This window comes from Nosocomiicoccus massiliensis (genome assembly GCF_002871345.2).
In the GTDB taxonomy this organism is placed as follows: domain Bacteria; phylum Bacillota; class Bacilli; order Staphylococcales; family Salinicoccaceae; genus Nosocomiicoccus; species Nosocomiicoccus ampullae_A.
This window is the reverse complement of record NZ_CP136964.1, coordinates 102868-127181: the sequence shown is the minus strand read 5'-3', so window position 1 is coordinate 127181 and position 24314 is coordinate 102868. Positions and strand designations below refer to the sequence as shown.

The following is a 24314-nucleotide window of genomic DNA, read 5'->3' as shown; positions in this document are numbered from 1 at the left end:
TTCCGTTTAACATACGATATACTACTAGAAATTAGCAAATGTGAAATATGAAAAAATAGCTATACGAACATTAAATTTTTGTTCGAAAATACAAAATAACAATCTTTCATTATTTTATAAACGTGATATTATATACATATGAACTTAATATCAAAAAAGGTGGTCTTTCCTTTGAGTAACAACTCATTTATTAATGCGCAACAACAAGTTGAATCAGCATGTAGAATTTTGAATACGGAACCAGCAGTCTTTGAAATTTTAAAAGACGTTGAGCGTATGATTGAAGTTAGCATTCCAGTTAAGATGGATGACGGTACTATCAGAACGTTCAAAGGTTACCGTGCAGCACACAACACGTCACTCGGACCAGCAAAAGGTGGAATTCGTATTCACCCTGCAACAACGTACGATGACGTAAAAGCGTTATCTATTTGGATGACATTTAAATGTGCAGTAACAGGTACACCATACGGTGGTGGTAAAGGTGGTATCGTTGCTGACCCAACAAAACTATCTGAAAACGAACTCGAGCAATTAGCGCGCGGATACGTTCGTGGTCTTTACAAATACTTAGGCGAAAAAATCGACGTACCTGCACCAGACGTAGGCTGTAGTGCACAAATGATCAGCTGGATGGTTGACGAATACTGTCAATTAGCTGGTACACAAGCACTCGGTACATTCACTGGTAAACCAGTAGAATACGGTGGATCACTAGGACGTACAGAATCAACAGGATTCGGTATTTCAGTCATTGGACGTCAAGTTGCTAAGAAATTCGATATCCACTTCGAAGAAGCAACACTTGCAGTACAAGGATTCGGTAACGTAGGAAGCCACGCGGTAAAATACTTCGAACAACTCGGTGCAACAGTACAAGCAGTTATGGAGTGGCACCCAGATGGATTATTTGCTATCTACCGTGAAGAAGGATTTACTTACGAAGAGCTAGAAGCAAACCGTGGTAAATTCAAAGAAATGGACAACGTTAAAATCTTAAACCCAGAAGACTTCTGGTCATTAGACGTAGACATTATGGTACCAGCAGCACTTGCAAACGCAATCGATGAGCGCGTTGCGAAATTAGTAAAAGCAAACATCGTACTTGAAGGTGCAAACGGACCAGTCACTACTGAAGGAGATGCAGTATTCAAAGAAAGAGGCATCACAGTAGTACCAGACATCCTTACAAACTCAGGTGGAGTAATCGTATCTTACTATGAGTGGGTACAAAACCTACAAGGATTCTACTGGACAGAAAAAGAAGTCTTAGAGCGTCAAGAAGAGAAAATGATCCAAGCATTTGACGAAATCTGGGATACAAAAGAAAAACACGACGTAACATTCAGAGAAGCGGCTTACTTAAACTCAATTCAAAAAGTAGCAGACGTTATGAAGTTACAAGGTAAATTATCTTAATATAAAAGAGGCGAAATGACTCGCCTCTTTTTTAGTATCTCAATTTAAATTGTTCTATCGCTAATTTAATTTCATCTCTAACACGCTCGAATTCTGACCACTCTTTACCCGCAGGATCATCAAAACCCCAATGTTCTTTTTTAACATTTGGTGGTAAAATCGGACAATTCTCATCTGCATCACTACATAACGTTACGACTAAATCTGATTGTTTTAAAATATCATTATCAATCAAGTCTGACGTATGGTCTGATATATCAATACCTACTTCTTTCATAGCTTCTACTGCTTTAGGATTAACACCATGTGTTTCAATACCAGCAGAATAGACATTCCAGTCTTCACCTAATAATTTCTTCCCCCAACCCTCAGCCATTTGGCTACGGCAAGAGTTGCCAGTACATATAAAATAAATTGTTTTCTTATCCATAATTAAAGCCTCTTTTTAAAATATGATTAGTGTAAAATACAATCCTAAGAGTGTTACAAATAGGACTGGAATAGTAATGACAATTCCCGTTTTAAAGTATGTTCCCCATGAAATCTTTACACCTTTTTGTGCTAAAACATGTAGCCATAATAATGTTGCTAAAGAACCAATCGGCGTAATTTTAGGTCCTAAATCAGAACCTATAATATTCGCATAAACCATACCCTCTTTGAGTAGTCCTGTAGCACTAGATTGACCAATCGCTATTGCATCTATTAAAACAGTTGGCATATTGTTCATAATTGATGATAAGAAAGCAGCTATAAAGCCCATACCCATCACACTGATGAATAATCCATAACTTGAAATATTAGTTAATATTTCAGCTAAAAATGTTGTGATACCTACATTTTTTAATCCAAATACAACTAAATACATACCAATAGAAAATAGAACGATGTTCCATGGTGCACCTGTAATCACTTGTTTTGTATTAACTGCTTTAGATTTTCGAGCGAATAGCACAAAGATTATAGCAATCGTACCAGCAACAAAAGATACAGGTATCTGAATAAACTCACTAACAAGATAACCAACAAGTAGTATTGCTAATACAATCCATGAAATCCTAAATAGTTTAAGATCTTTAATTGCATCTTTAGGATTGGGTAGATTTTCTGCATTAAACGTTTTAGGTATAGATTTTCTGAAATATAACCATAAAACGACAATACTAGCAATTAAAGAGAATATATTAGGAACAATCATACGGTTAAAATATTCAATAAATCCAATATCGAAGTAATCTGCAGAAACAATATTCACTAAGTTACTGACAATTAAAGGTAGTGATGTCGTATCCGCAATAAATCCACTAGCTATAATAAAAGGAAAAATCTCTTTTTGATTAAACCCTAAACTTCTTACCATTGCTAATACAATAGGCGTTAATATTAAAGCTGCACCATCATTTGCGAAAAATGCTGCTACAACTGCTCCAAGTAACATAATAAAAACAAACATTTTTAACCCATTACCATTTGAAGCTCTGACCATATGTATTGCAGACCATTCAAAAAATCCAATTTCATCTAATATTAATGAAATTAGAATAACAGCTACAAAAGTTAGAGTTGCATTCCAAACAATACCTGTTACTTCTAGTACATCAGAAAAACTTACAACTCCTGTAACGATAGCCACAACTGCCCCAATCAGAGCTGTAATACCAATATCTAATCCTTTTGGTTGCCATATCACAAAAATTAAAGTTAAAAGAAAAATCACAATTGCTAAAACCATCAACAGCAATCACCTGATTTCACATTTTTACATACACATCTTTCGGTCGATGTATTAATGATATTTAAATTTTTGATAATATCTTCTAAATTATCATGATTCAGTTGATACCAATGCTTGTTACCGTCTTTTCTTATTGTAACTAATTCATTATCTACTAAAGACTTCATATGATGACTGAGTGTTGGTTGTGAGAAATGAAAGTATTCCAGCAAGTCACAAGCACATAATTCCCCACAAGATAGTAAATCTAATATCTCCAACCGACTTGGATCTGATAAGACTTTTAATATTTTTGATAGTTCTTTATAAGACATGACTAAACCTCCTAGATGGTAAATAGATTAACATCTATATAGATTGTTGTCTATGTGCTTTTGTTATTTTTTTACAAACCCTTACGAAACGTTAATTACATTAAATTATGAATGTCTCTCCGTCTGTTTCGACTACTACCTGATTTTCTTGTAACTCTTCCGTAAATGTTAGTCTTACTTTACCTAATTCCAGAGTGTTCTCATCATGTTTATTTAAGTGAAAAGCTTCGGCGAATGCGTGAATCGCATTATCAACATTTTCTACTGCTACCTTAATTTCTAATAGTTTACCGTTATCTCCTAGTATGCTTCCTGCTTCAAGGTTTTCTAGTCTCTCTTCGTCACTCATACCCCAGTCAATGATGAATGGCATAGGGACGTTCGTCTTATTGTCTTTTATAAATAACAACTTCCATGAGACTACTTCTCCATTTTCTTTTTCTCTCTTGAATGTGCGAGGCCCATCGATTTCGAATCCTGAATTCTCGAGCGACGTACTGAGAGCTTCGATGTCAGTCGTTCGAAGTGCAAAGTTGTGCATACCCTCACGGTAATTTTCTTTATATATGGAAGACATGAGCGTGTAATCTACATTATCTTCGTTGTACTTCTCGAAGGTTTGTCTGTTTTTTATCCCTAAAAATTCAATATAATAGAGCCCGCAGTGTAATAGTGTATTATACGTGCCCCAAATGTCGTGTGTACCGCCGGTCACAGTATAAAACCCTTTTTGTTCGTATTCGTCTTTCATTGCACTAGGATCTTCAGAAAAATAGATGATGTGGTCGAATAATACTGTCATATGAACGCCTCCTTTACTATAATTATCCCGCTCATTTTCCTTCCACTTGTATCATAATTTTTGTAATGTAATCTTCTTCACCTATTGCACTGAGTCCATCAATGACGTACTCCTCAATCGTATCTCCACTAATTTGATATCCATTGCTATCTATAAAAGATTTCATTTTTTCATATGTTTCGTATGTCTTTATGTACGAGCCTTTGTGATAACCTACCGCATAAGTGCACGATTTTCTAATGAATGGATTCTTTAAAGCTTTTTCTTTAATTCTCATAAATAGATGAGACACATTTAAATAATCGTTCTTTTCAATTTGTGCTTTTGGAATCACCCCACCTACTGGATATCCAATATCTAGCCCTTCTTCTTTTATATGTTTGATAAATGACATCATTACTTCCGTAAATTCTTTGTCAGTGCTATTTAAAATATTTTTGCTTAGCACGTAGTATTCTCTCTCTAAATGTTCAATTGTAATATTATCGATATCGAGATTTATCGCATTTACAATCTGCTCTTTCTTGTTTTGAATAATCTCTTTCGTGCGCTGTAGTGCCTCAATCTTCTGCTGCATCATTTCCGCTTTTTCAGTTAACATCTCAGCTGTTTCTTTTAAATTGTTGGCATTTAAAAAATCTTTTATATCAGATAAAGACATACCAATCTCTTTTAATATTTCAATGACCGTAAACACTTCTGCTTGTTGAAATGAGTAATACCGATATCCATTCGGAGCTACATACTCAGGTTTTAACAAATCAATATCATCATAATGAAAAAGTGTTTGTTTCTTCACGTTACAAATATTTGCGAATTCTCCAGTGGTAAACAAATTTTTTAAAAATTCCAGTTTTTATCTCTCCCGTCCTTGACTATATGGTTACTGTATAATTTATTATCATAATATAGTAAGAACAAACGGAACAGATTTATATATATATAATGAGGTATTTTTATGGAACGCGTACACACTACAATGCAAACGATGCAACCACGAAAACTTTTCCTTAAATATTTAATTCCATCGTTATTTGGAATGATGCTCATGGCCATCAACATTTTAGTCGATGGACTCTTCGTGAGCCACGGTGTAGGAGATAACGGACTGGCTGGAGTCAACATCGCTTTGCCCATTTATTCAGTCATCTTAGCATTTTCTCTATGGATTGGAATGGGTGGAGCAACCCTGTACTCCATTGCTCTAGGACAAAATAATGTGCATCGTGCAAAATCGATTTTTACACACGCGATTATTATTACCGTTGTCGTCACTGGTATCATCATTGGAGTATGTCTCGTATTTGAAGAACCACTCGCGTACCTATTCGGCGCAAATGATGCAATCATTAGTTATGTGCTCGATTATCTACACGTCATTTTAGTATTCGGAATCTTCTTCGTGTTAGAAAACATTCTGAGCATTTTTATACGTAACGACGGGAATCCAACACTCGCGATGGTCGGCTTAGTTGTCACATCGGTTGTAAATATTATCCTAAATTACATCTTTATTTTCATCTTCAACTGGGGTGTAAAAGGAGCCGCATATGCTACAGTCCTTGCGACTGTTATCGGTATTTTAGTCCTCGTGACGCACTTTTTAACTAAACGAAGTCAACTGGCACTCGTAAAGATAAAGATCGACCCATCTATTGTTCGCAATATCATTTCAATTGGATTTCCAAGTTTTATATTGGAAGCCTCAGCTGCAGTAATGATGATTGGGCTGAACGTTACATTTAGTCATTATGTCGGTGAAACAGGAATCTTCTCTTATGCGGTTGTAAACTACATGCACACTGTGTTCTTGATGTTATTCATTGGAGTGGGTGCAGCACTTCAACCAATTTCGAGCTATCATTACGGTGCAAAACTCTTTGAACGATTACAACAATTTATCCGTATCGCAACAGTCACTGGATTCATAGTCGGTGTCCTCATTTTTGTAATTGGAGTCTTAGGGAGAGGACTCATCATATGGCTATTTGGTATTGAAGGTACCGAAGTAATTAGTTATATAAAAATCGGAATCACCCTATTCTTCATTGGATACTTATTCTTAGGAATCAACATGGTGCTCACGGAATTCTATCAATCAATCGGTATAATTCGTATCGCGATTATGATTAGCTTATTACGTAGTTTTATTATCTTCATCCCTCTATTATTTATAATGCCAATTCTATTTGGACCAAACGCGATTTGGCTTGTATTCCCAATAGCAGAGGGACTTACAATGGTTATCATGTTTTTATCTTTAAAATTTAAATGGATACCATTAATTCCTAAAGCGTGATGAAATGTATCGTAGTAGAATACTACTAATAAAATTTTCTAAAAATAAAAAGAATACTCATGGTTAGTATTTAGCTTATCAAACACTTCATATCGAACTCGCAATAAGTTTTTTGGTATAGGGATTTTGTGGATTGTTCAAAATATCGTCCGTTTTACCTACTTCTACAATCTGTCCGTCTTTCATAACGATGATTCTATCTGTCAGTGTTTTTACTGTGGATATGTCGTGCGTGATGAATAGATATGAAGTGCGAATGTTATGTCGTAACTTCTTCAAAATCTCGATGACTTCTTTTTGCACGAGTATATCTAGTGCGGAGACCGCTTCGTCAAATATTACCACTTTCGGATCAGTGATCATCGCTTGGACGATCGATATGCGCTGTGCTTGTCCACCGCTTAACTGGTGCGGGTATTTATCTAGAATCGTTTCGTTTAATTGCACACGTTCTAATGCGCGAAGTATCTCTCTATCCATCTCTTTTTTTGTCTTTCGCGGAAGTCCTTTCGCAAAAAATGGTTCTCGGAGTGACGTTCTTACCTTCAAATATGGATGTAGACTTTCTTTAGGGCTTTGAAATACAAACTGCACATTTTGTCTAAATTTTAGGTAGTTACGTTTTTTCATACTTTTGATATCTTCACCTTCAAAATATACAGTTCCTGAGTTTGGACTTACAAGTCCGCCAAGGATATTCGCAAGTGTAGACTTTCCGGACCCAGATTCTCCAACAATTCCGATAGATTCCGCTTCTTTAAGTTCCAAACTCACATCTTTCAAAGCTATTGTATCTTTGAAGTTTTTAGACACATTTTCACATGATAAAATCATCTCACGTCCTCCTCTCTCGATACTTGGACGAGTGCTTTTGTATGCGGATGCGTTGGATGCTTAAATAGCGTCTTTGTATCATTCGTCTCTACCATTTCTCCCTTATAGAAAACATACGCACGGTCCGTGTACTTCTCTATCAGTTTCATGTTATGTGTGATTAAAATGAGCGACACGCCTTCTTCTTGATTCAGTTTTTTAAAAAACTCCATTATCTCGTTTTCCGTGATGCTATCTAGAGCAGTCGTCGGCTCATCTAAAATAATTATACGTGGCTTCGTCATTAGGGAGAGTGCGATATTGACGCGTTGGCGCATTCCACCAGAAAGTTCGAACACGTATCCGTTCAAGATTTTTTTAGGATTTTTAAGCCCCACAAGTTCTAACAATTCCGTCGCACGTTCTAATCCTTCACGTTTAGTGCCACACTGATGCGTCACGAAACCCTCTAACATCTGGTGCTTAATTTTTACTAACGGATGTAAAAATTCCGTTGTATTTTGTGGAATATATCCAACATCAAGTCCGATGAGTTTTCGGTAATCGCTCGACTTAAGGTCATCTATGTTTTTATCTTCTACCATTTTTAGCGTAGCATGTGACACGAGTGATCTCGGAAGCAAGTTAAACATCGCTTGTGTCGATATTGTTTTCCCTGAACCTGATTCCCCAAATACCCCTACAATTTCTCTCTTTTTAAGATAGAAATCAAATGGCTGTACGAGTCTCTTTCCTTCATTTGTGCGCACTTCGAGTGCCTTTATATCAATCATTAGTATCACCTAATTTCATGAGTCGATCATTCAACGTATCTCCCATTAAGTTCAGACCAAGGACAGTAATCACAAGTAATATCCCTGACGGCAAGATTAAATATGGATAGCTCAGCATAAAGCTCTGCGCTTCTTTTAACATCAGTCCAAAACTCGCGTTCGGTGGAACGACACCAAGTCCTAAATAAGATAACGCGGATTCTATTAAAATTGCAGATCCAATACTTGCACTGAATTGTGTTACGAGTCTAGGCAAAATGACTGGGAGATAATGTCTCCACACAATTCTCATTGTCGATAGTCCCATGCTTTTTGCCGCCACTATATAGAGTGCGTGTTGTTGTTCTTTAATGAGTGAATACGTCAGTCTAGCAAATATTGGTATCATAAATATCGCGATTGCAATAAGTGTAGAGTAAAGTCCATCCCCAAATACAACCACAAACATCATAGCAAGTACGATACCTGGGAATGCGAGCATCCCATCTATAAACCTTAGGAAAATCATGCTGATCCACTTATTTGATAAAGCAGAAATGACACCTATGAAAATCCCAGCACATAAGCCTAAAGTGACTGAAACCGTTCCTAAAAGTAACGCATAGCGTGACGCAACCATTAACCTAGATAATATATCTCTACCAAACTGATCCGTACCGAGTAGATGCTCTTTAGACATCAAAGAAAAACGATTATCAATATCCATCTCTGTAATCGGATATGGTGTATAGAAAAATGACACTATTCCTAGCGATAACGGAATGAGTAAGAGTACTACGCTCAATATAAACACATATTTTCTCATGACTCTTTCCTCCTCATTCGCTTATTCAGGAGAATATAGAGTATGTCTGTGATAAGCGTAATGATTATGACAGAAGTCACAATAAAGCTCACGAGCCCTAAAATTAAGAAGAGATCTCGTTTTAAGACTGCACTAAATAACAGTCGGCCAACTCCAGGCAAACTGAAAATACTCTCTACGACAATCACACCTGAAATTAACCCCGCAATTTGAATACCAATAACTGTAAGTGGTGCAATCAACGCATCACGCAGTGGATATTTAATGATTGCAAAAACAGGATTCATTCCAGACACTCGGGTCATGAGCATATAATCTTGTTTTAAACTATGTAACATCGAGCTTCTCACGATCCTAATCTGTGTCGCAATCATACCAAATGCGAGCACAAGTGCCGGCAGTAGTAAGCTCATAAAGCCACCATAAACACTCTCCGTAAATGGTTTAAATCCAGATATCGGAAACACGTCAAACTGTGCAGCGATGTAAACGAGAAAAATGAGTGCAATAAAAAACTGTGGCATCGCGTCACCAATTTGCATGAGCGTTCTCGCTATAATATCAAACGTCTTATTTTGTTTTAATGCAGCAAAGACACCAATTGTGAGTGCTAAAGGCACCGCAATTACGATTGACATCACCATGAGTGTTAACGTAACAGGTAACCTACTTAATAGAAGTGCTGTCACTGTCTCACCATATGTAAAAGACACACCAAAATCACCAGTTATCGCACTGGTCAACCAGTTAAAATATTGCGTATACCAAGCAGCATCCATCCCGAGAGCTGCTCGAAGTTCTCTGACACGTTCTGGTGTGGCTTCTGTTCCGAGACTAATTTCCACCGCATCTCCAGGTATCATCATCAACATAAAAAAAGTGATAAATGATACGACAATTATAAGTACTATGCTACTCGTAATGCGTCTTATAATTTCTTTCATATCATCCATCACCTATTGATTACTCTTTAAATTTTAAATCTTTTAATTCAAAAACATCGATTGGATATGACGTGAATCCTTCTAAGTCTTCACTGATCGCGTAAATACGTGTTGGCGCTTGAATATACAATGCTGGAACTTCTTCTGCTAGAATCGTTTGGACACGGTTATACATGTCCATACGTGTATCATCATCTAATTCTACTTTAATAGATGATAAAAGTTCGTCTACTTCTGCATTTTTATAATTAAAGTAGTTATCCGAGCGCGTGCTTCCATATTTCTCTAGTAAATCATAACCTTCGATACGACCTGTGTGTCCAACGACTGTGAGATCATAGTCACGGTTACCATAGACATCTGTTAACCATGTACCCCATTCTATCGTCTCTATTTTAACATGAATTCCGATTGCCTCTAATTTTTCAGCAATAATCTGTCCTGCATTCACATAGTTTGGATAGTCTGTTGGAAGTTTCATATTCAATGTGATGCCCTCTCTGCCTGACTCTTTCACGAGTTGTTTCGCTTTATCTACATCATACGGATAAGTGTCTGTTGTGTCGACATATCCTTTTAAAACAGGGGGATAGTGCGAGCCGATTTCTTTACCATATCCCCACCACACTGCTTTGATGAGTTCTTCTTTGTCAACTGCCATATTGATTGCTTGTCTCAGTTTTTCATCTTTTAAATGCTCGTTTTCTAAGTTCATAGCCATGATCTGTACAGAGTTATTGTCGATTTCAACGATTTTTGCATCACCTAATGTCTCTGCAACATCCCCTGTAGTTTCGATTAAATCTATATCGCCCTTTTTGAAGCTTGTTACCTGTGCAGTTGAATCTGGCATCATCTTAAACTCAATATGTTTAATTGCACCTTCGTTATAGTGTTCGACACCTTCTAGAACAACCTTATCTTGAGGCGTCCAGTTCACAAGCTTATATGGTCCCGTGCCTACTGGTGATTTCTTTAAGTCATCTCCAGCACCGTCTTTAACAATCGCTGCCCATGGGTATGCAAAGTCACTTATAAATGTTGCAGATGGTGCTTCCGCTTTGAATTCTATCGTATAATCGTCAATTACACTGACTTCTGTTATGTATTCATAGTTATCTTTTCTTGGCCCTAAATCATCTCTGATGCGTTCAAATGAATAAGCCACGTCTTTTGCTGTGAACTTTTCGCCATCATGGAACTTAACGTCATCTCGCAAGTGAAATGTGAGTGTCTTTCCGTCATCAGACTGCTCATAAGATGCAGCCAAACTTGGCACGATTTCTCCGTCTTCTGTCACTTTGACTAACGTGTCATAAATATTGTTTGTGATGACAAACGTCGAACTAGCAGTTGTTCGATGCGGATTTAACCCATCTGGATCCACAGATATTGCGATTTTAAGTCCATCTTTCGTTTCTTCAACTTTATCTTCTTTTAATATTTCCTCGACTTCCTCAGAACTTTTTCCACAAGCCGATAACAAAAGCGTAAGCATAAGTGCTACAAATAATACACCAAATTTTATTTTCATTTTGGTCTCCTTAGTATAAATAGTTTATTCTATTGATTATATTTTCCATGATTTTGGTTGTTTTATCAATTGAAAAAAAGATGCGCATCTTTAACTTTTGATACATGAAACCTTCTATCTATATATCAACACACATGAATATATCATAATTTTTACTTCCATACTTAAATTTTTAAAAAGTCACTTTGGTTTTATTTTTAAAATTAGCAGTTATGTTTCTAATAAGAGTGCTGAACGAAGAGCAGTTGGATTTGACTGAGGATAAGACGTGTCCATCATAGTAGAATACTACTAATAAAAATTTTCTAAAAATAAAAAGAAAACCCATGTTTAACGGATATCAATCATCCGTTAAACATGGATACATTATAGATTATTTTGTAGGTATTCTGTATGTTTTTTGATCATCTCTCATTCCTTCGAAATGTAAATATACATTCCCTTCTGGATCACGAACAGTTAGTAGATCTTGTATAAATACAAAATCCAATTCTACTTCTTCACCAGGTGCAATTTCTTTTGAGAGCTCTTCTTCTGACAACTCAAAAATGAAACTTTCACCACTGCCTCCTTTATCAATACCAAGTCTAGGAATCACGTACTCTCCTGTAATCATAGGTTCATCACTAGTATTCTTTATTATAGTATTCGCTACAAGAAATTTAATGTTCTCATCAGCATTACTAACATATTCTGTAATATCTTCACCATTATATTCACTAACAAGATCAACAGAATTTACGGTTACCTGATACGGAACATCCCACTCAAAGCTTTCTACATCGACAGCCTCTCCGACTTCTACTACTTTTTCATCAGTCTTATCATCTCTTTCTGATGATTCTTCTTTATTTACTTCTTCTGTTTCATTTTCTTCTTTCGTTGTATCTTTCTCATTGTCATCCTAACTATCACCACACGCAACTAGCACGAACGATAGTCCCATTACGAATAATAGATTAAGTATTTTTCATTAGAATTACTCCAATATTTAGTATGAAAAGATTTTATATCTGTTTACAAAACTTCTTTTCCCATATGTATCCCGAAATCCTTCAATATAGAAGTAAGAAGAATAGAATGTTTATTTCTCAATTAGCTGTGCCTCCTATATAAGTATTGTCACTTACAGAGTTCAACAGAAATAACAATCTAGGTCAAAATAGAACAGATATTCTTATACCGTTCTCTTTCCCAGTAAGCGCTCTATATAAACTAAATTGTTAAATATACCTCTTAGCAATCTGTTTTAAGGTAACGGTATCATCTAGTTTTTATTATAATTATTTTGCAAAATATGTAAATGTTTTATAAAGTTTTAAAATATTTTTATTATTAAATGATATATATATGAAAGAAAAAAAGCTCTCTTCATAATACTATGAAGAGAGCTTTCATATTATAAATAATTATATGAATAAACTTAAAATAACTAATGTAATTCCTGATACAGCCCAACCAATTGTTGTTGGAACTGACCAAACAAGTACCTGTTCTTTAACTTTTTTGATTCCCATCATTCTATTAACAACCCAGAATAAAGAATCATTAAAATAAGAGAAAATCATCGCACCAAATGCCGCTGCTTGAGCTGCAAGTACTGGATTAATATCTAAATTACCAAGTATTGGTGCAGAAATTGAAGCTGCAGTAATCATAGCAACTGTACCTGATCCTTGGATAAGTCGAACAAATGTGGCAATTAAGAAGGGAATAAGTACTGCTGGAACACTCCAAGTTACTACTTCTTCTGCAATAACTGTACCTGCACCACTCTCCCTTAACACTGCACCAAATGCGCCACCTGCTCCTGTGACAAGTAAAATAATTCCAGCATTATTTAAACCAACTTCAAGTTCTTCGAGTGTTTCTTCTACAGTAAAACGTTTTGCTAATGTAAATAATGCAAATAGTAATCCAATCGCTACTGCAATAATTGGGCTACCTAAAAACGTTATATAAGAATGCACTGTTTCATTTATATGTATAACATCGATTTCAACGAGTGCATTAATACCTGTGTTTAAAAAGATCAGTAATAACGGAATTAAAATTGGCATCAGCGATAACGTAAAACCTGGTAATTCCTTTTCACGTTCACTCGCCTGGTTTTTAAAATCTTCAAACACTTCTTCAGTTGTCGGACGATAATACCCCTCACCATCCGCTTCAGGCAACTGATAAATCTTCTTTCCTAACCACTGTGCGTATAATACACCTGAAATTACGACTGGTATTGAGATAACTAAACCAAGTAATACCATTAGTCCGATATCTGCACCAAAAATACCTGCTACCCCGAGTGGTCCAGGTGTTGGTGGTACAGCATGGTGTGTTGCAGCTAAACCGATACCGAGTGCTACACCAAGTGTAATTACAGATTTACCTGTTTGGCGAGACAACGCTTTAACTAAAGGATGTAAAATAACGAATGCTGAGTCTACAAATATTGGAATTGAAATGATGTATCCTGCTAATGCAATCGCCCATTCTTCTTTTTTCTTTCCGACAAATTTAACGACTTGATAGGCTAATCTTTCGGCAGCACCAGAAATCTCCATCACTTTACCAATCATGATACCAAAACCGATAATAATACCTATCGAGCCTAGTGTCGAACCAAATCCTTGTGAGACGGCTGTGACGACGTCAGTCGGTTCCATACCACCAATTAAACCAGCAATAATTGCGGAAATTGTTAATGCTAAAAACACGTGAACTCTCGTTTTTAATACGAGAAAAATTAACAAAACAATTGCCACAATTAGACCTAAGATCATTTGTGCTGAAGATACTTCCATAATAGTTCCCCCTATTTATGAAAGGCGCTAGAATATGCGCCTATTAATTTCTAAAGCTAAGCGCATATTCTCCTGCTAATTTAATTGCTTCTTCCATCGATTCACTTGAAGCGATATTTTTACCAGCAATGTCAAATGCTGTACCGTGGTCAACAGAACTTCTTAGGAATGGTAATCCGTTTGTAATTGAAATTGTCTTATGAAAGTCCGTCATTTTAGCAGCGATATGACCTTGGTCATGATATAAAGAAATTACTGCGTCATATTTACCATTTAATGCTTGGAAAAATACGGAATCTGCAGGAACTGGACCAGTTACATCAAATCCGTCTTCTTGTGCTGACTTAATACCAGGAGTGATTTCTTCTACCTCTTCCATACCAAATAATCCGTTCTCCCCACTATGTGGATTTAAACCAGCAACGGCAAGTTTTGGTGACTCTACGCCTAACTTAATTAACGCATCATAAGAACGTTCAATATAATCACGCACACGCTCTTTAGTCATTTGGTCAATTGCATCTTTTAGAGATAAGTGACGTGTTAAGAAGAAAATTCTTAAGTTTAACACTTGGAACATTGTTAACGGATCGTGTGAATTCGTAAGTTCTTCTAGCATTTCTGTATGACCGATAAACGGTACTTTTGCTGCGTATAACGATTCTTTGTTAATAGGTGTCGTTGCGAGAGCATCTACTTCGTGTTTCATCGCAAGGTCAATTGCTTTTTCAATATAATCAAATGCTGCTTGACCACACTGTGCTTGAATTTCGCCAAATTTAAATGTATCCATATCTACATTGTTCATGTCAATTAAATCAATCGTATCAGTTGCAAACTTCGCATCTTTTACCGATTCAATAACGTTAACATTTAAGTCTGTTGCGGTAATTTCTAATGCTCTTTCTATGACATCTTTGTCACCAACTACAACGATGTTTGCACTATTTAATACTTCTTTATTTAAAAATGATTTCACTGTGATTTCTGGACCAATTCCAGCTGGATCTCCCATTGGTACTGCTATAATTGCTTTTTTATTCATAAAAATTTCCTCCTAATTTTAAGTCGCTTTTAAATATTTTATTGCTTCATATATTGTTCTAATATCACCAATCATACCGCCTTTAGTAATGATTGGAAGACCATCATATTCACCATCAATGAGCGTTCCATATGCTGTTAATGGAGCAACCTCATCTATCAAAGTAATACCGTTGGCATTCATAATAGTAGTTAGTGATGCTGTCACATCCCCACCACTTGTAAAGCATCCTTTAATACTATAATCAGTCTCATCAATTACTTTTTTAGTAATTATTGCCAAACCATCAGTAATTCGTTTAGTAACTTCTTCTGGTTGTACATTATTTTCTTTCGCTAGCTTTTGTATATCAATAATGACAAGATTCTCTTCATTAGTTGTAATAATGACTGTTTCACTTGTTTTTAATTTTAGCTTTGCTTGTCTTACACAACGGTTAATTTCATTTTCAAAATTATCATCAAAAGAGGCAAGCTTATATATGTCTGGAACAACAGGCTTAATATTCATACGATCTATTAGATAAGTTAACTGCTTCTCTGTTACTTTTGTTGCACTACCGACTGTTACAATAATTTTGCTGTTATCTACTTTTTGATTTACTTTAAATTTTGAATATGCTGCTGTGAAAGGTCCTGAGTCGACAGGTATAATAGGTAAATTCACCTTCGATAATGACTCTGCAATAAATTCAATATCTTGATTGGTCGCTGCATCAATCACAACAATTCTCTTACCAGTTTGTGTTATACCTTTAAACTTTTCGATAAACTCATCACAATTGCCTGATAATTCATTAATAGTCATTAAACCAACTTCGTATTTAGACTGGCTTTCTATTATCTCTGAAATACAAGACGTGTTAATTGGCATAATTGGATCATTGGCCACATCCGTTTTATGTAATGGAATATTATTAACAACTAAGTATCCACCAATAGTAACTCGACCTGAATCAGGAAATGAAGGTACAACAACGGCTACATTATCTTCATCAACATAATCAAGTAGTAAGTCAATTTCGTTGCCAACATTACCACGCATCGTCGAATCAATCCGCTTACAAATAAAATCAATGTCACACTTAAACAGGCTCTCAAGCGATTGATTTATACGTGTCTTTAAGATATCCTTGCTTAAATATCTACTATCAGTATCAATAATTACAGTATCGATATTTTCATTACTTATAATATCCTTGTTATAAAAGTAAGTTGCTGGACGAAATCCACTTTTACTCATACGTACACCCGTGGCATTCGCTCCTGTTAAATCGTCTGCTATAATTCCAATTTTCACTTAGATAACTCCTCAAATCACTTTTGTAAATTGCTCTATACAGTTCTTAGTAACATCATCTAACTCACTGTTTACGACAATACCATCAAACTTGTCTAAGTTTGCAATTTTAGAATAAGAATAACGGTCAAACTTACTATCATCCACTAATAAGTACGAAGTATACCCACTCTCAATCATTAGTTTTTTGATAAAAGCCTTTTCTCTTGTCGGCGCATAAATTGAACCGTCAAAAATCGCTTCTGTTGCAACAAAAGAGACATCGAACTTTGATTCTTCTAAATACCTAATTGTATGTACCCCGTACATAGAACCAACATTGTTCTGAATAATGCCTCCGGTTAAAATTACAGTGTGATGACTATCCACTAAAATAGATGAAGATTTAATATCATTAGTCGCAATTGTTAAAGGAAAATTAACATCCTTTAGTAATTTAGCTAATTCAAAAGTTGTAGTCCCAGCATCTAAAAATATATGATCATTCGGCTTAATAAAACTAAGCGCCTTAATAGCTATCTCTTTTTTCTCGTCTACTTTGACTAACTGTTTTTTAAAAAAAGGTAACTCTGTTGTTATATTATCCATGAGCATATAACCATTATTAGTACCAAGAACAATTTCGTCATCCTCTAACTCTTTCAAGTATCTTCTTACTGTCATTTCAGATACCTCAAGAAACTTTGCAATAGACGTAATTGTCAAAGTTTCATGTTCACTTAAAAACTCTATAATTTTAGACTTTCTAGATTCCTTAGACAATCGCATCACCTAATTTTTATTGTATTGATTATTTCACAAAATGTAAACTGTTTTTGATAATATATAACAACTTTATGTTTTATTATGATAATTTTTAACAATAAACATTGAGCAGAATAAAAAATATCACAAGGTTATTCTCTTTTTTCAAACAAAAACACCCCTAAAGTTGAATTTCATAAATCAACTTTAGAGGCGTAGAGCAAAATTTTCACTTGAACTATTAATAAAATATTCATTAACCATCTATTAAATCTTCATCCTTAAGAGCTAGTAAAATTACAAAAGCTGCCCAGAGAGTTGAAATACTCATAGCTGTTTCTTTACCATTCCAGATTTGTGATTGCCACATAGCGAACCATTCGCTACCAACTACGATAAATCCAACAAACCAAATCGTAAAACCTAGCAAATAAGCGTAAAAACCAAAATCTTTAGCTTTATTAAAGTCTTTACCAGGTTTTTTAACAGCCTTTATCATACGATATACTCCAATAAATGCGAGTAAAGAAAATAGACCTTCTGCGATAATAATTCCCCAATATGCAATCGTATGAATTGTCGTACTTTCAATAGCTCTCCACATGAGTGCATTGCCTTCAAAGGTTGTATCCATAGATAGAACATGATGGACAAATTGGTAATTTGAATTATAATCCATGAGATTTCCTGCAAAGACAAAAAGTCCAAATAAACCAGTGATGAATAATACAAAAATCTTTAAAAATCTTAAACTTAGAGTTGACATTACTTTCTCTCCTTTTTCTCAAAAATTAGATTGATTCTTCGTTGTTCTCTTGATAAGTTTGTTAAGTTGACAAGTTGAACAAAACGCCATCCCTCTTGAGCCTTTTGTTGAATGATATTTGAGTAATTGTCTTTTAAACTGAGTCCCTCTCTCTTTTCAGATACGGATAGTGAGACAATGTCATAGATATACATCGGAGAACCTCCTTTCTATATTTATTATAAGTTTAAATTACTTTTGTTACTATAAATCAACATAATTATGTAGAAAAATTGAATATCTATTAAAACATGATAGAAATTAAAAATACTCCTCTATTCTAAAGTTTAGAGGAGTACAAAAACAAAAGTCTTTTAAGTAGAATTTATATAGTTATAAACTGCTTAATTATCAACCTAAATAAATTAATTTATGTCTAATGGCATAAATTCATATTATCCTTGAAAAGTAGTTGTAAATGATTCTTTGACCCCATCTTTTCTAGTATAAAATCTTTAGCAATACTTCTTAGCAAATAAATAATGGTCATATCATCTATCTCAAACTTAGCTTAGTTTTTTTGAAAATAATGAGAGTGATAATTACGAAATTTTACAAGAGAGGAAATAAAATTTTCATGGTTTAAACTCTCTGAAATTTGTGAGTCATTATTATTTACTCGTCACACTATAAATCCATTCTATCCAACCTTTTACTGTCCCTGCACGACGTTTTGCCGTCGACTCTGATTGGATTGAATGTATATTGTTTAATAAAATTCCTGATACATATTTATTAAACCCATTTGGCCCATGCTCTTCATAATATAAGAATGCCTTTCTGAGAGTGTTGTATTGTAGCATACACTCAATAATGATTTTATTTCTTTCATTATTGTTATACATTTTTTGAATTTTTTGGCCAAGCTTTGATAATGAAAACTTTAAGTCCGTTTGCTTCTGCGCAAGCCCTAAAAACACGAGTGCATTGGCATAATAATCACTTTGCCTTATATTAAACTCATATTCTTTTGCTAATTCTTCTTTGCTCTTCGGTTCAACTAAATAGTCAATCATATCTAATAAACGCATCACATTATCTGCTTGTGGGTAAACAACATCATTAGGTTCATATTTCATAGGTGTTTTTTCTATAAAATTATGAATATGTCTAATATCCAGATTCAAGTTCTCATTGAGTATGAAGCTGTATTGCCCTTTCCATTTGATACTCGAGTAATTCATAGCATCTGTAAATTCATAAACACTAAAATAAAACACGTCATCAGCGAATGTAAAAAATATCGGAAGTATCTTTTTGTTATCTGTTATTGAGTTTATTACTCTAAATGGATAATAAAGTTGACGTATCATAAAATCTTTTGGAACTTTTGCCTTAGCTTCAATTAAAGCAATGGAACTATCATCTTCATAACTTCCGTCTATCTCAACTTGGCTATTTGTTACTTCAAAATTATAAACTTCATCATTCAACTTACTACGAGTGTTGATCTTATAGAATAATTTACCCGAACTCATTCGTCCTGTTAGGGTTAGAACACTTTTCTCACTTGTATCTTTATTTTGAACTTTGTTCATAACTTCATCGACCATACCAGAAGCATGCGCCACGTTTAAAGCAACCGCTTCACTCGTAATATTGTGAATATCTATCGTTTCAATATACTCTGGTAATTTAACAAACTTTGGCTTTGTTGGAATCATTTTAAGTTTTTCATAAGCCTTGAATCTACCAATAATATAAGTTCCTCTTGTATCTGGTAGTATTGAAAAGTTATTTTCAGAAAACAAAGTAGGTAACTGATTTGAGTGGTCAAACTTAGTCATGAGTCTAGCTTCTCTAAACTCATTAATTTGAGTTGAAGTAATTCTGAAGAAACCATTATTCTCAACTTCGTCTTTAATATTATATTTTTCAAAAAGTTTATTCCAAGCATCATCTGTTTTATTAACTTTCCTTGAAGTTTTAGTCACGTAATCACCTACTTATCTCTAATAGTTTTTTACTATAACTTCATCAACTTTGCCACGTCCTGTAGCTACTGAATTCACCGCACGTGTTGCTCCAACAATTAATGTTGTCTCTTTATAATCTTTGTATAATTCATGGATTATTTCTGAGCTTGAATTTGAAAGCATCACATAACAACCTCTCTCATCTAACTCAACAAATAAATCCCTTAATCTTAATTGTTCATCATATCCAAATCCGTTATCTGTATAACCAACAAAGTTATTTAAATCTACATCTAGTGGTGCATAAGGAGGATTGAAATATATAAAATCTCCAGCTTTCGCATCTTTAACTGCTTCCTCAAAATCACCAGCAGTGATTCTTATACCATCTTCATTAAGGAATTCTGATACTTCTCTTAATAAACCCTCATTGACAATATTTGGATTCACATATTTTCCATATGGTACATTGAATTGATTCTTTTTATTAACTCGATATAACCCATTGAAACCCGTTTTATTCATGTATATAAATCTTGCAGCACGTTCAACATTGGTTCTATTTAAATAGTTATCCGTTCTGTCCCAAGCTCTAACTTCTAAATAATAGTCTTTAGAGTTCTTTGCATCATGAATTTTTAGCTCTTCTACTAATTCATCGATATTATCTCTTATCGTTTCATAAACATTTACCAATTCTGTATTGTAATCATTGATTAATGATGGTGTGTGTTGTAATTCAAAAAATACAGCACCACCACCAATAAACGGTTCATAATAATGATTAAACTCTTTTGGTAAATTACTCGTAATGACATCAAGGAGCTGACGTTTACCGCCCACCCATTTAATAAAGGGCTTAAGAAATAAGTTTTTTTGATACATTTATTAAACTCCTTATGTAAAATATAGTCTCTTAATTTTAATGTATTCGAAAATGTATTTCAATTAAACCTCTGAATGTGAATTTCATTAAACAAAAAAGAAGCCTCTTTTCAGAGACTTCTCATCATTAACTTTCTAAATCATCCATAACGTCTTTCGGAACCGCTTCTTTAAAGTTCCAAATAATCGACATTGGACTTCCACCTTCATGGGATTCGTACTCTACTTCACCAAGGTAGTAAAATGGTAGCGTTAAGTTGTCTTCACTATTTTCTCGTCGTACGAAGAGATGTATTTTCTTACCATTCTTTTTATGATGAATGTACTGTTGACCAGTTGGTGTATCTTCATGGGTTTGGTTTTGTGATTGCCAGTGGAACTGATGTTGTGATATAAAATAATCATCATACAGTAGATGCTCTTCTACTGTTTTTTCATTCTTCTCTAAGTTTACAAATAAGTAGTGGTCTCCGCGATATTGTAGGACCCCTTCACGTAGTGAATAGATACTTTTATCGTATCCTACTAGTGCAAGGGTTTCACTTCTTGAATATTGCTCATAAAGCAGTAGTTCGTTACTGTTATTTAAGTTGTCCACTGGATAGTTTTGTTTATAGCTCAGTTGTATGAATTCTAAGAACTCATTTAACTCTTTTCTCACTTGTTCAGATAAATTATAGTCTGATTGTAATACTCCATCGGTGTATTTAAATAGAGCCTTCTTTTTAAATTTGATTTCAGATATTCTTTTAAAAGCGTAGTGAATTTTATCTTTTGCTTGGGTGTTAAGTTGAACTTTTAACTTATCTTCTATGTACGAAATGACATCTTTTTCTTGTAAATTTTTATTTAGTATCGCCATTATTAAGATAATCGGGTCGTATAACATTTTTACTGGAATACTTTTCATTATCTGATCCATGACAAATGTTAAATATGGTGATTCGTTGATTTCCTTATCAACTTCTCGTTCTGCATCGATACGTTTATTGAGTATCGATAAGTTTTTATATGCGCCCTTAAATAATCGCGACAGTGATGGTGCTTGCTCGTGACTATAAAAGTCCATGATTGATAGTTTTTTCTCATCATTTTTAGTTTCGAGACGTATAATTTCTAAAAATTGACGCGCATCTTTTTTAATGAATTCTGCTCTCATAAAGTCCGTATTATCAAGACTTTGTAGTATACGCTCTTTTGATATGTGATCTAGTTCTATATGAATAGAACTAGATAAGTTCACAAAGTTATTTTTCACGCTATTTTTAAGCTTTTGTTTGTCTATGAACTCTTTGTTACCATTTAATGCGATCGGAATGAGATAGTTATTTCTATTATTCGTTACAAAATCGAGCACTGTTAAATACTCTTTGTCTTTAGCTTTACGTAATCCACGGCCGAGTTGCTGTGTAAATATAATTGCGGATTCTGTAGGTCTTAAGAATAGTATTAAATTGACTTTAGGAATGTCGACACCTTCATTAAATAGGTCAACGATACATATTATTTCAAGTGGATGACTGTCGTCTTCGAGTTGTTTAATCGTTTCTGAACGCGTTTCATCGTTATCTTTTCCAGTTAGTACCGTTGAATGATATCCTCTTTTTAAAAACTCTGCATTCATATATTCAGCGTGTTCAATATTTTGACAGAAAGCTAAACATTTTCTCGTATCTGTTAAAATGTATTGTTCCATCTTTTTTACTATAAAATCTACTCGACGATTCGTATTTAAGATTTTAACTAAATCATCTTCTTTAATATTATCCTTTTGAGCTAAATCAATTGTCGTATCACTAATTCCGTAATACTGGAATGGTACGAGTAATTCACTCTCTAGTGCATGCTGTAACCTAACATCAACGATAATATTGTATTCCGCAAGTTCATATATATCCCCCCCATCAGTACGATCTGGCGTTGCGGTTAAACCGAGTAAAAAGTTTGGTTTAAAATAGTCGATAATTGCTTTATAAGTTGGTGACGAGCCGTGATGGAATTCGTCAATGATGATTAGATCAAATTCATCTGTATTTATCTTTTCATAATCGTTATATAGCGTTTGAATCGATGCAAAAGTAAATTTCGCAATTTCTCGTTTACTACCTTTGTATATTTTAAAATCTTCTTCTAAATGATTGTTATAAATCTTTTTGAATGTTTCTTTAGCACCATTTAGTAATTCAATTCTATGTGCTATAAATAATACGTTTTTAGGTTCAAGTTCTCTTGCACACATTGCGGAAAGAAATGTCTTACCTGTTCCAGTTGCAGCAATCGCTAGTCCTCGTTTGTAACCTTTATTTACTGACTCTAGCATATTTTTTATAGCTGTCATTTGCATTGAGTTCGGTAAAATCTTCGATGATTTACCTTCTGTTAATACTTTACTGTTAAAAGATGTTTTTAGCGGTTTTAAAACAGTTTTTGTTTCTAGGAAGTGCTTATATTTTTTAATATAAGCATTGGTAACTTCAACTGTATTTTCATGATTCCATAGACGTTCAAAACGTGCTGACATATTATCGTATATTGAGTCGCTTGCACGTTCATACGTACGTATATTCCATTCCTCACCTGTTTTTAATGCAGCAGCTGAAATGTTTGAAGATCCGATAATTACAAATCCATAGTTATTTTCTCTATGGAATATATATCCTTTCGTATGAAAGCTATCTTTAAAATCTTGACTTTCATAAACTTTTAACTCAATATTTGGATACTCTTTTAATACTTCTAGTGCTTTAGATTCAGTTACGTTCATATAAGTCGTCGTAATAATACGACCTTTTATATTATATTTATGTAATAAATCTAGCGTATTTATAAGTAAATTAAGGCCTGAGCCTCTAATAAAGCTCACGATAATATCGAAACTAGAACATGTTAATAATTCATTCTTTAAGTGATTCAGTAAAAACTCTCCTGTAGAATGATCATTTACAATTAGTTTACTTTCCATTAACTGAAATTCATCTGTTAACTCATGTTTATACTCATCTAAATTTTGATTACCATATAAAGATAATGCTAACGGAAATGAGTTTAAATCACCTGATACTCTTTCATTCATGTAAAGTACTAAATCTCTAATCGAATAGTTCGGATTATTTTTAAATTGAATGATTTCATCTTGTGTTTTCGCTTCATGCTTATTATGGAAATACTGAAGAGAAGCTTTATCACTCAATAGTTTCTTGTTTAATAAAAACTTCGATGTCGTTTTATATTCACTCATCGATTCATAGATAATTGAATCGAGATCAGAACGCTCGTATGACATAATATCACCACTCTCTATTATTTCTATTACACCATTAAGTAATTCTTTTCTCAACATAAAAAAAGCCGCATGCTTAC

The 24314-nt window shown here is 34.3% G+C and carries 22 protein-coding genes; 2 read left to right on the top strand and 20 right to left on the bottom strand.

From position 1 onward, the window contains the following. The first annotated feature begins 171 nt into the window (after positions 1-171). Positions 172-1419: a Glu/Leu/Phe/Val family dehydrogenase gene (locus tag CJ229_RS00655; RefSeq protein ID WP_246830714.1), complete on the top strand. Its 1248-nt coding sequence runs from the start codon at positions 172-174 to the stop codon at positions 1417-1419. A gap of 31 nt (positions 1420-1450) precedes the next feature. Here CJ229_RS00655 and arsC read toward each other — a convergent pair whose 3' ends face one another. The 5 genes from arsC to CJ229_RS00630 form a co-directional block, all read right to left on the bottom strand. Beyond that, positions 1451-1849, bottom strand: coding sequence for an arsenate reductase (thioredoxin) (gene arsC / locus CJ229_RS00650; RefSeq protein WP_070710360.1), 399 nt, complete (start codon positions 1847-1849; stop codon positions 1451-1453). A 15-nt stretch (positions 1850-1864) separates the two neighbouring features. Continuing rightward, entirely contained in the window at positions 1865-3154 is a 1290-nt protein-coding gene (arsB, locus tag CJ229_RS00645) for an arsenite efflux transporter membrane subunit ArsB (RefSeq protein ID WP_102167538.1), read from the bottom strand. Next, on the bottom strand, positions 3151-3468 hold the full coding sequence (locus tag CJ229_RS00640) for an ArsR/SmtB family transcription factor (protein ID WP_102167537.1): 318 nt from the start codon (positions 3466-3468) through the stop codon (positions 3151-3153). Before CJ229_RS00640 ends, arsB begins: the two co-directional genes overlap by 4 nt. Before the next feature lie 100 nt (positions 3469-3568). Beyond that, complete coding sequence (locus CJ229_RS00635) at positions 3569-4270, bottom strand: VOC family protein (RefSeq protein ID WP_102167536.1); 702 nt, start codon at positions 4268-4270, stop codon at positions 3569-3571. Between the two features lie 31 nt (positions 4271-4301). After that, positions 4302-5105 carry a MerR family transcriptional regulator gene (locus CJ229_RS00630; RefSeq protein WP_317846588.1) on the bottom strand — a complete coding sequence of 268 codons (804 nt, stop codon included), beginning with the start codon at positions 5103-5105 and terminating at the stop codon, positions 4302-4304. A gap of 123 nt (positions 5106-5228) precedes the next feature. Here CJ229_RS00630 and CJ229_RS00625 point away from each other — a divergent pair, with 123 nt between their 5' ends. Continuing rightward, positions 5229-6569, top strand: a complete 1341-nt coding sequence (locus CJ229_RS00625) for an MATE family efflux transporter (RefSeq protein WP_068130548.1) — start codon at positions 5229-5231, stop codon at positions 6567-6569. A gap of 87 nt (positions 6570-6656) precedes the next feature. On the opposite strand, the gene CJ229_RS00620 is transcribed toward CJ229_RS00625, so the two are convergent. From CJ229_RS00620 to CJ229_RS00550, 15 genes are all read right to left on the bottom strand, one after another. Beyond that, on the bottom strand, positions 6657-7403 hold the full coding sequence (locus CJ229_RS00620) for an ABC transporter ATP-binding protein (RefSeq protein WP_068130551.1): 747 nt from the start codon (positions 7401-7403) through the stop codon (positions 6657-6659). Next, positions 7400-8176 (bottom strand): ATP-binding cassette domain-containing protein, encoded by a 777-nt coding sequence (locus tag CJ229_RS00615; protein WP_070622105.1) that lies wholly within the window; start codon positions 8174-8176, stop codon positions 7400-7402. The genes CJ229_RS00620 and CJ229_RS00615 overlap by 4 nt, the downstream gene beginning before the upstream one ends. After that, a complete protein-coding gene (locus CJ229_RS00610; RefSeq protein ID WP_068130558.1) occupies positions 8169-8981 on the bottom strand; it encodes an ABC transporter permease in 813 nt (270 codons plus the stop codon). Before CJ229_RS00610 ends, CJ229_RS00615 begins: the two co-directional genes overlap by 8 nt. Further along, entirely contained in the window at positions 8978-9925 is a 948-nt protein-coding gene (locus tag CJ229_RS00605; RefSeq protein WP_040929161.1) for an ABC transporter permease, read from the bottom strand. Before CJ229_RS00605 ends, CJ229_RS00610 begins: the two co-directional genes overlap by 4 nt. 19 nt (positions 9926-9944) lie before the next feature. Then, a complete protein-coding gene (locus tag CJ229_RS00600; RefSeq protein ID WP_317846587.1) occupies positions 9945-11459 on the bottom strand; it encodes an ABC transporter substrate-binding protein in 1515 nt (504 codons plus the stop codon). Positions 11460-11832: 373 nt separating this feature from the next. Next, complete coding sequence (locus CJ229_RS00595; protein ID WP_145998148.1) at positions 11833-12075, bottom strand: hypothetical protein; 243 nt, start codon at positions 12073-12075, stop codon at positions 11833-11835. A 793-nt stretch (positions 12076-12868) separates the two neighbouring features. Further along, entirely contained in the window at positions 12869-14260 is a 1392-nt protein-coding gene (locus tag CJ229_RS00590; RefSeq protein ID WP_068131075.1) for a GntP family permease, read from the bottom strand. Positions 14261-14303: 43 nt separating this feature from the next. After that, positions 14304-15305 (bottom strand): 4-hydroxythreonine-4-phosphate dehydrogenase PdxA, encoded by a 1002-nt coding sequence (gene pdxA, locus CJ229_RS00585; RefSeq protein WP_070710353.1) that lies wholly within the window; start codon positions 15303-15305, stop codon positions 14304-14306. A gap of 18 nt (positions 15306-15323) precedes the next feature. Continuing rightward, positions 15324-16604: a four-carbon acid sugar kinase family protein gene (locus CJ229_RS00580; RefSeq protein ID WP_102167534.1), complete on the bottom strand. Its 1281-nt coding sequence runs from the start codon at positions 16602-16604 to the stop codon at positions 15324-15326. Between the two features lie 12 nt (positions 16605-16616). Further along, positions 16617-17366 carry a DeoR/GlpR family DNA-binding transcription regulator gene (locus CJ229_RS00575; RefSeq protein ID WP_180953408.1) on the bottom strand — a complete coding sequence of 250 codons (750 nt, stop codon included), beginning with the start codon at positions 17364-17366 and terminating at the stop codon, positions 16617-16619. Between the two features lie 238 nt (positions 17367-17604). After that, on the bottom strand, positions 17605-18114 hold the full coding sequence (locus CJ229_RS00570; RefSeq protein WP_102167532.1) for a DUF2165 family protein: 510 nt from the start codon (positions 18112-18114) through the stop codon (positions 17605-17607). Next, complete coding sequence (locus CJ229_RS00565) at positions 18114-18308, bottom strand: DUF4177 domain-containing protein (protein ID WP_317846586.1); 195 nt, start codon at positions 18306-18308, stop codon at positions 18114-18116. The genes CJ229_RS00570 and CJ229_RS00565 overlap by 1 nt, the downstream gene beginning before the upstream one ends. 456 nt (positions 18309-18764) lie before the next feature. Then, entirely contained in the window at positions 18765-20087 is a 1323-nt protein-coding gene (locus tag CJ229_RS00560; protein ID WP_317846585.1) for a type II restriction enzyme, read from the bottom strand. An 18-nt stretch (positions 20088-20105) separates the two neighbouring features. Next, positions 20106-20954, bottom strand: a complete 849-nt coding sequence (locus CJ229_RS00555) for a DNA adenine methylase (RefSeq protein ID WP_317846584.1) — start codon at positions 20952-20954, stop codon at positions 20106-20108. 127 nt (positions 20955-21081) lie between these two features. Continuing rightward, positions 21082-24294: a DUF3427 domain-containing protein gene (locus CJ229_RS00550; protein ID WP_317846583.1), complete on the bottom strand. Its 3213-nt coding sequence runs from the start codon at positions 24292-24294 to the stop codon at positions 21082-21084. Positions 24295-24314 lie beyond the last annotated feature (20 nt).

What these genes read in the sequence shown, in the direction of transcription:
- arsC (WP_070710360.1), bottom strand. Translation starts at nt 1,849, where the DNA reads ATGGATAAGAAAACAATTTATTTTATATGTACTGGCAACTCTTGCCGT.
- CJ229_RS00640 (WP_102167537.1), bottom strand. Translation starts at nt 3,468, where the DNA reads ATGTCTTATAAAGAACTATCAAAAATATTAAAAGTCTTATCAGATCCA.
- CJ229_RS00635 (WP_102167536.1), bottom strand. Translation starts at nt 4,270, where the DNA reads ATGACAGTATTATTCGACCACATCATCTATTTTTCTGAAGATCCTAGT.
- CJ229_RS00625 (WP_068130548.1), top strand. Translation starts at nt 5,229, where the DNA reads ATGGAACGCGTACACACTACAATGCAAACGATGCAACCACGAAAACTT.
- CJ229_RS00620 (WP_068130551.1), bottom strand. Translation starts at nt 7,403, where the DNA reads ATGATTTTATCATGTGAAAATGTGTCTAAAAACTTCAAAGATACAATA.
- CJ229_RS00615 (WP_070622105.1), bottom strand. Translation starts at nt 8,176, where the DNA reads ATGATTGATATAAAGGCACTCGAAGTGCGCACAAATGAAGGAAAGAGA.
- CJ229_RS00610 (WP_068130558.1), bottom strand. Translation starts at nt 8,981, where the DNA reads ATGAGAAAATATGTGTTTATATTGAGCGTAGTACTCTTACTCATTCCG.
- CJ229_RS00605 (WP_040929161.1), bottom strand. Translation starts at nt 9,925, where the DNA reads ATGAAAGAAATTATAAGACGCATTACGAGTAGCATAGTACTTATAATT.
- CJ229_RS00600 (WP_317846587.1), bottom strand. Translation starts at nt 11,459, where the DNA reads ATGAAAATAAAATTTGGTGTATTATTTGTAGCACTTATGCTTACGCTT.
- CJ229_RS00595 (WP_145998148.1), bottom strand. Translation starts at nt 12,075, where the DNA reads ATGATTACAGGAGAGTACGTGATTCCTAGACTTGGTATTGATAAAGGA.
- CJ229_RS00590 (WP_068131075.1), bottom strand. Translation starts at nt 14,260, where the DNA reads ATGGAAGTATCTTCAGCACAAATGATCTTAGGTCTAATTGTGGCAATT.
- pdxA (WP_070710353.1), bottom strand. Translation starts at nt 15,305, where the DNA reads ATGAATAAAAAAGCAATTATAGCAGTACCAATGGGAGATCCAGCTGGA.
- CJ229_RS00570 (WP_102167532.1), bottom strand. Translation starts at nt 18,114, where the DNA reads ATGTCAACTCTAAGTTTAAGATTTTTAAAGATTTTTGTATTATTCATC.
- CJ229_RS00565 (WP_317846586.1), bottom strand. Translation starts at nt 18,308, where the DNA reads ATGTATATCTATGACATTGTCTCACTATCCGTATCTGAAAAGAGAGAG.
- CJ229_RS00555 (WP_317846584.1), bottom strand. Translation starts at nt 20,954, where the DNA reads ATGTATCAAAAAAACTTATTTCTTAAGCCCTTTATTAAATGGGTGGGC.
- CJ229_RS00550 (WP_317846583.1), bottom strand. Translation starts at nt 24,294, where the DNA reads ATGTTGAGAAAAGAATTACTTAATGGTGTAATAGAAATAATAGAGAGT.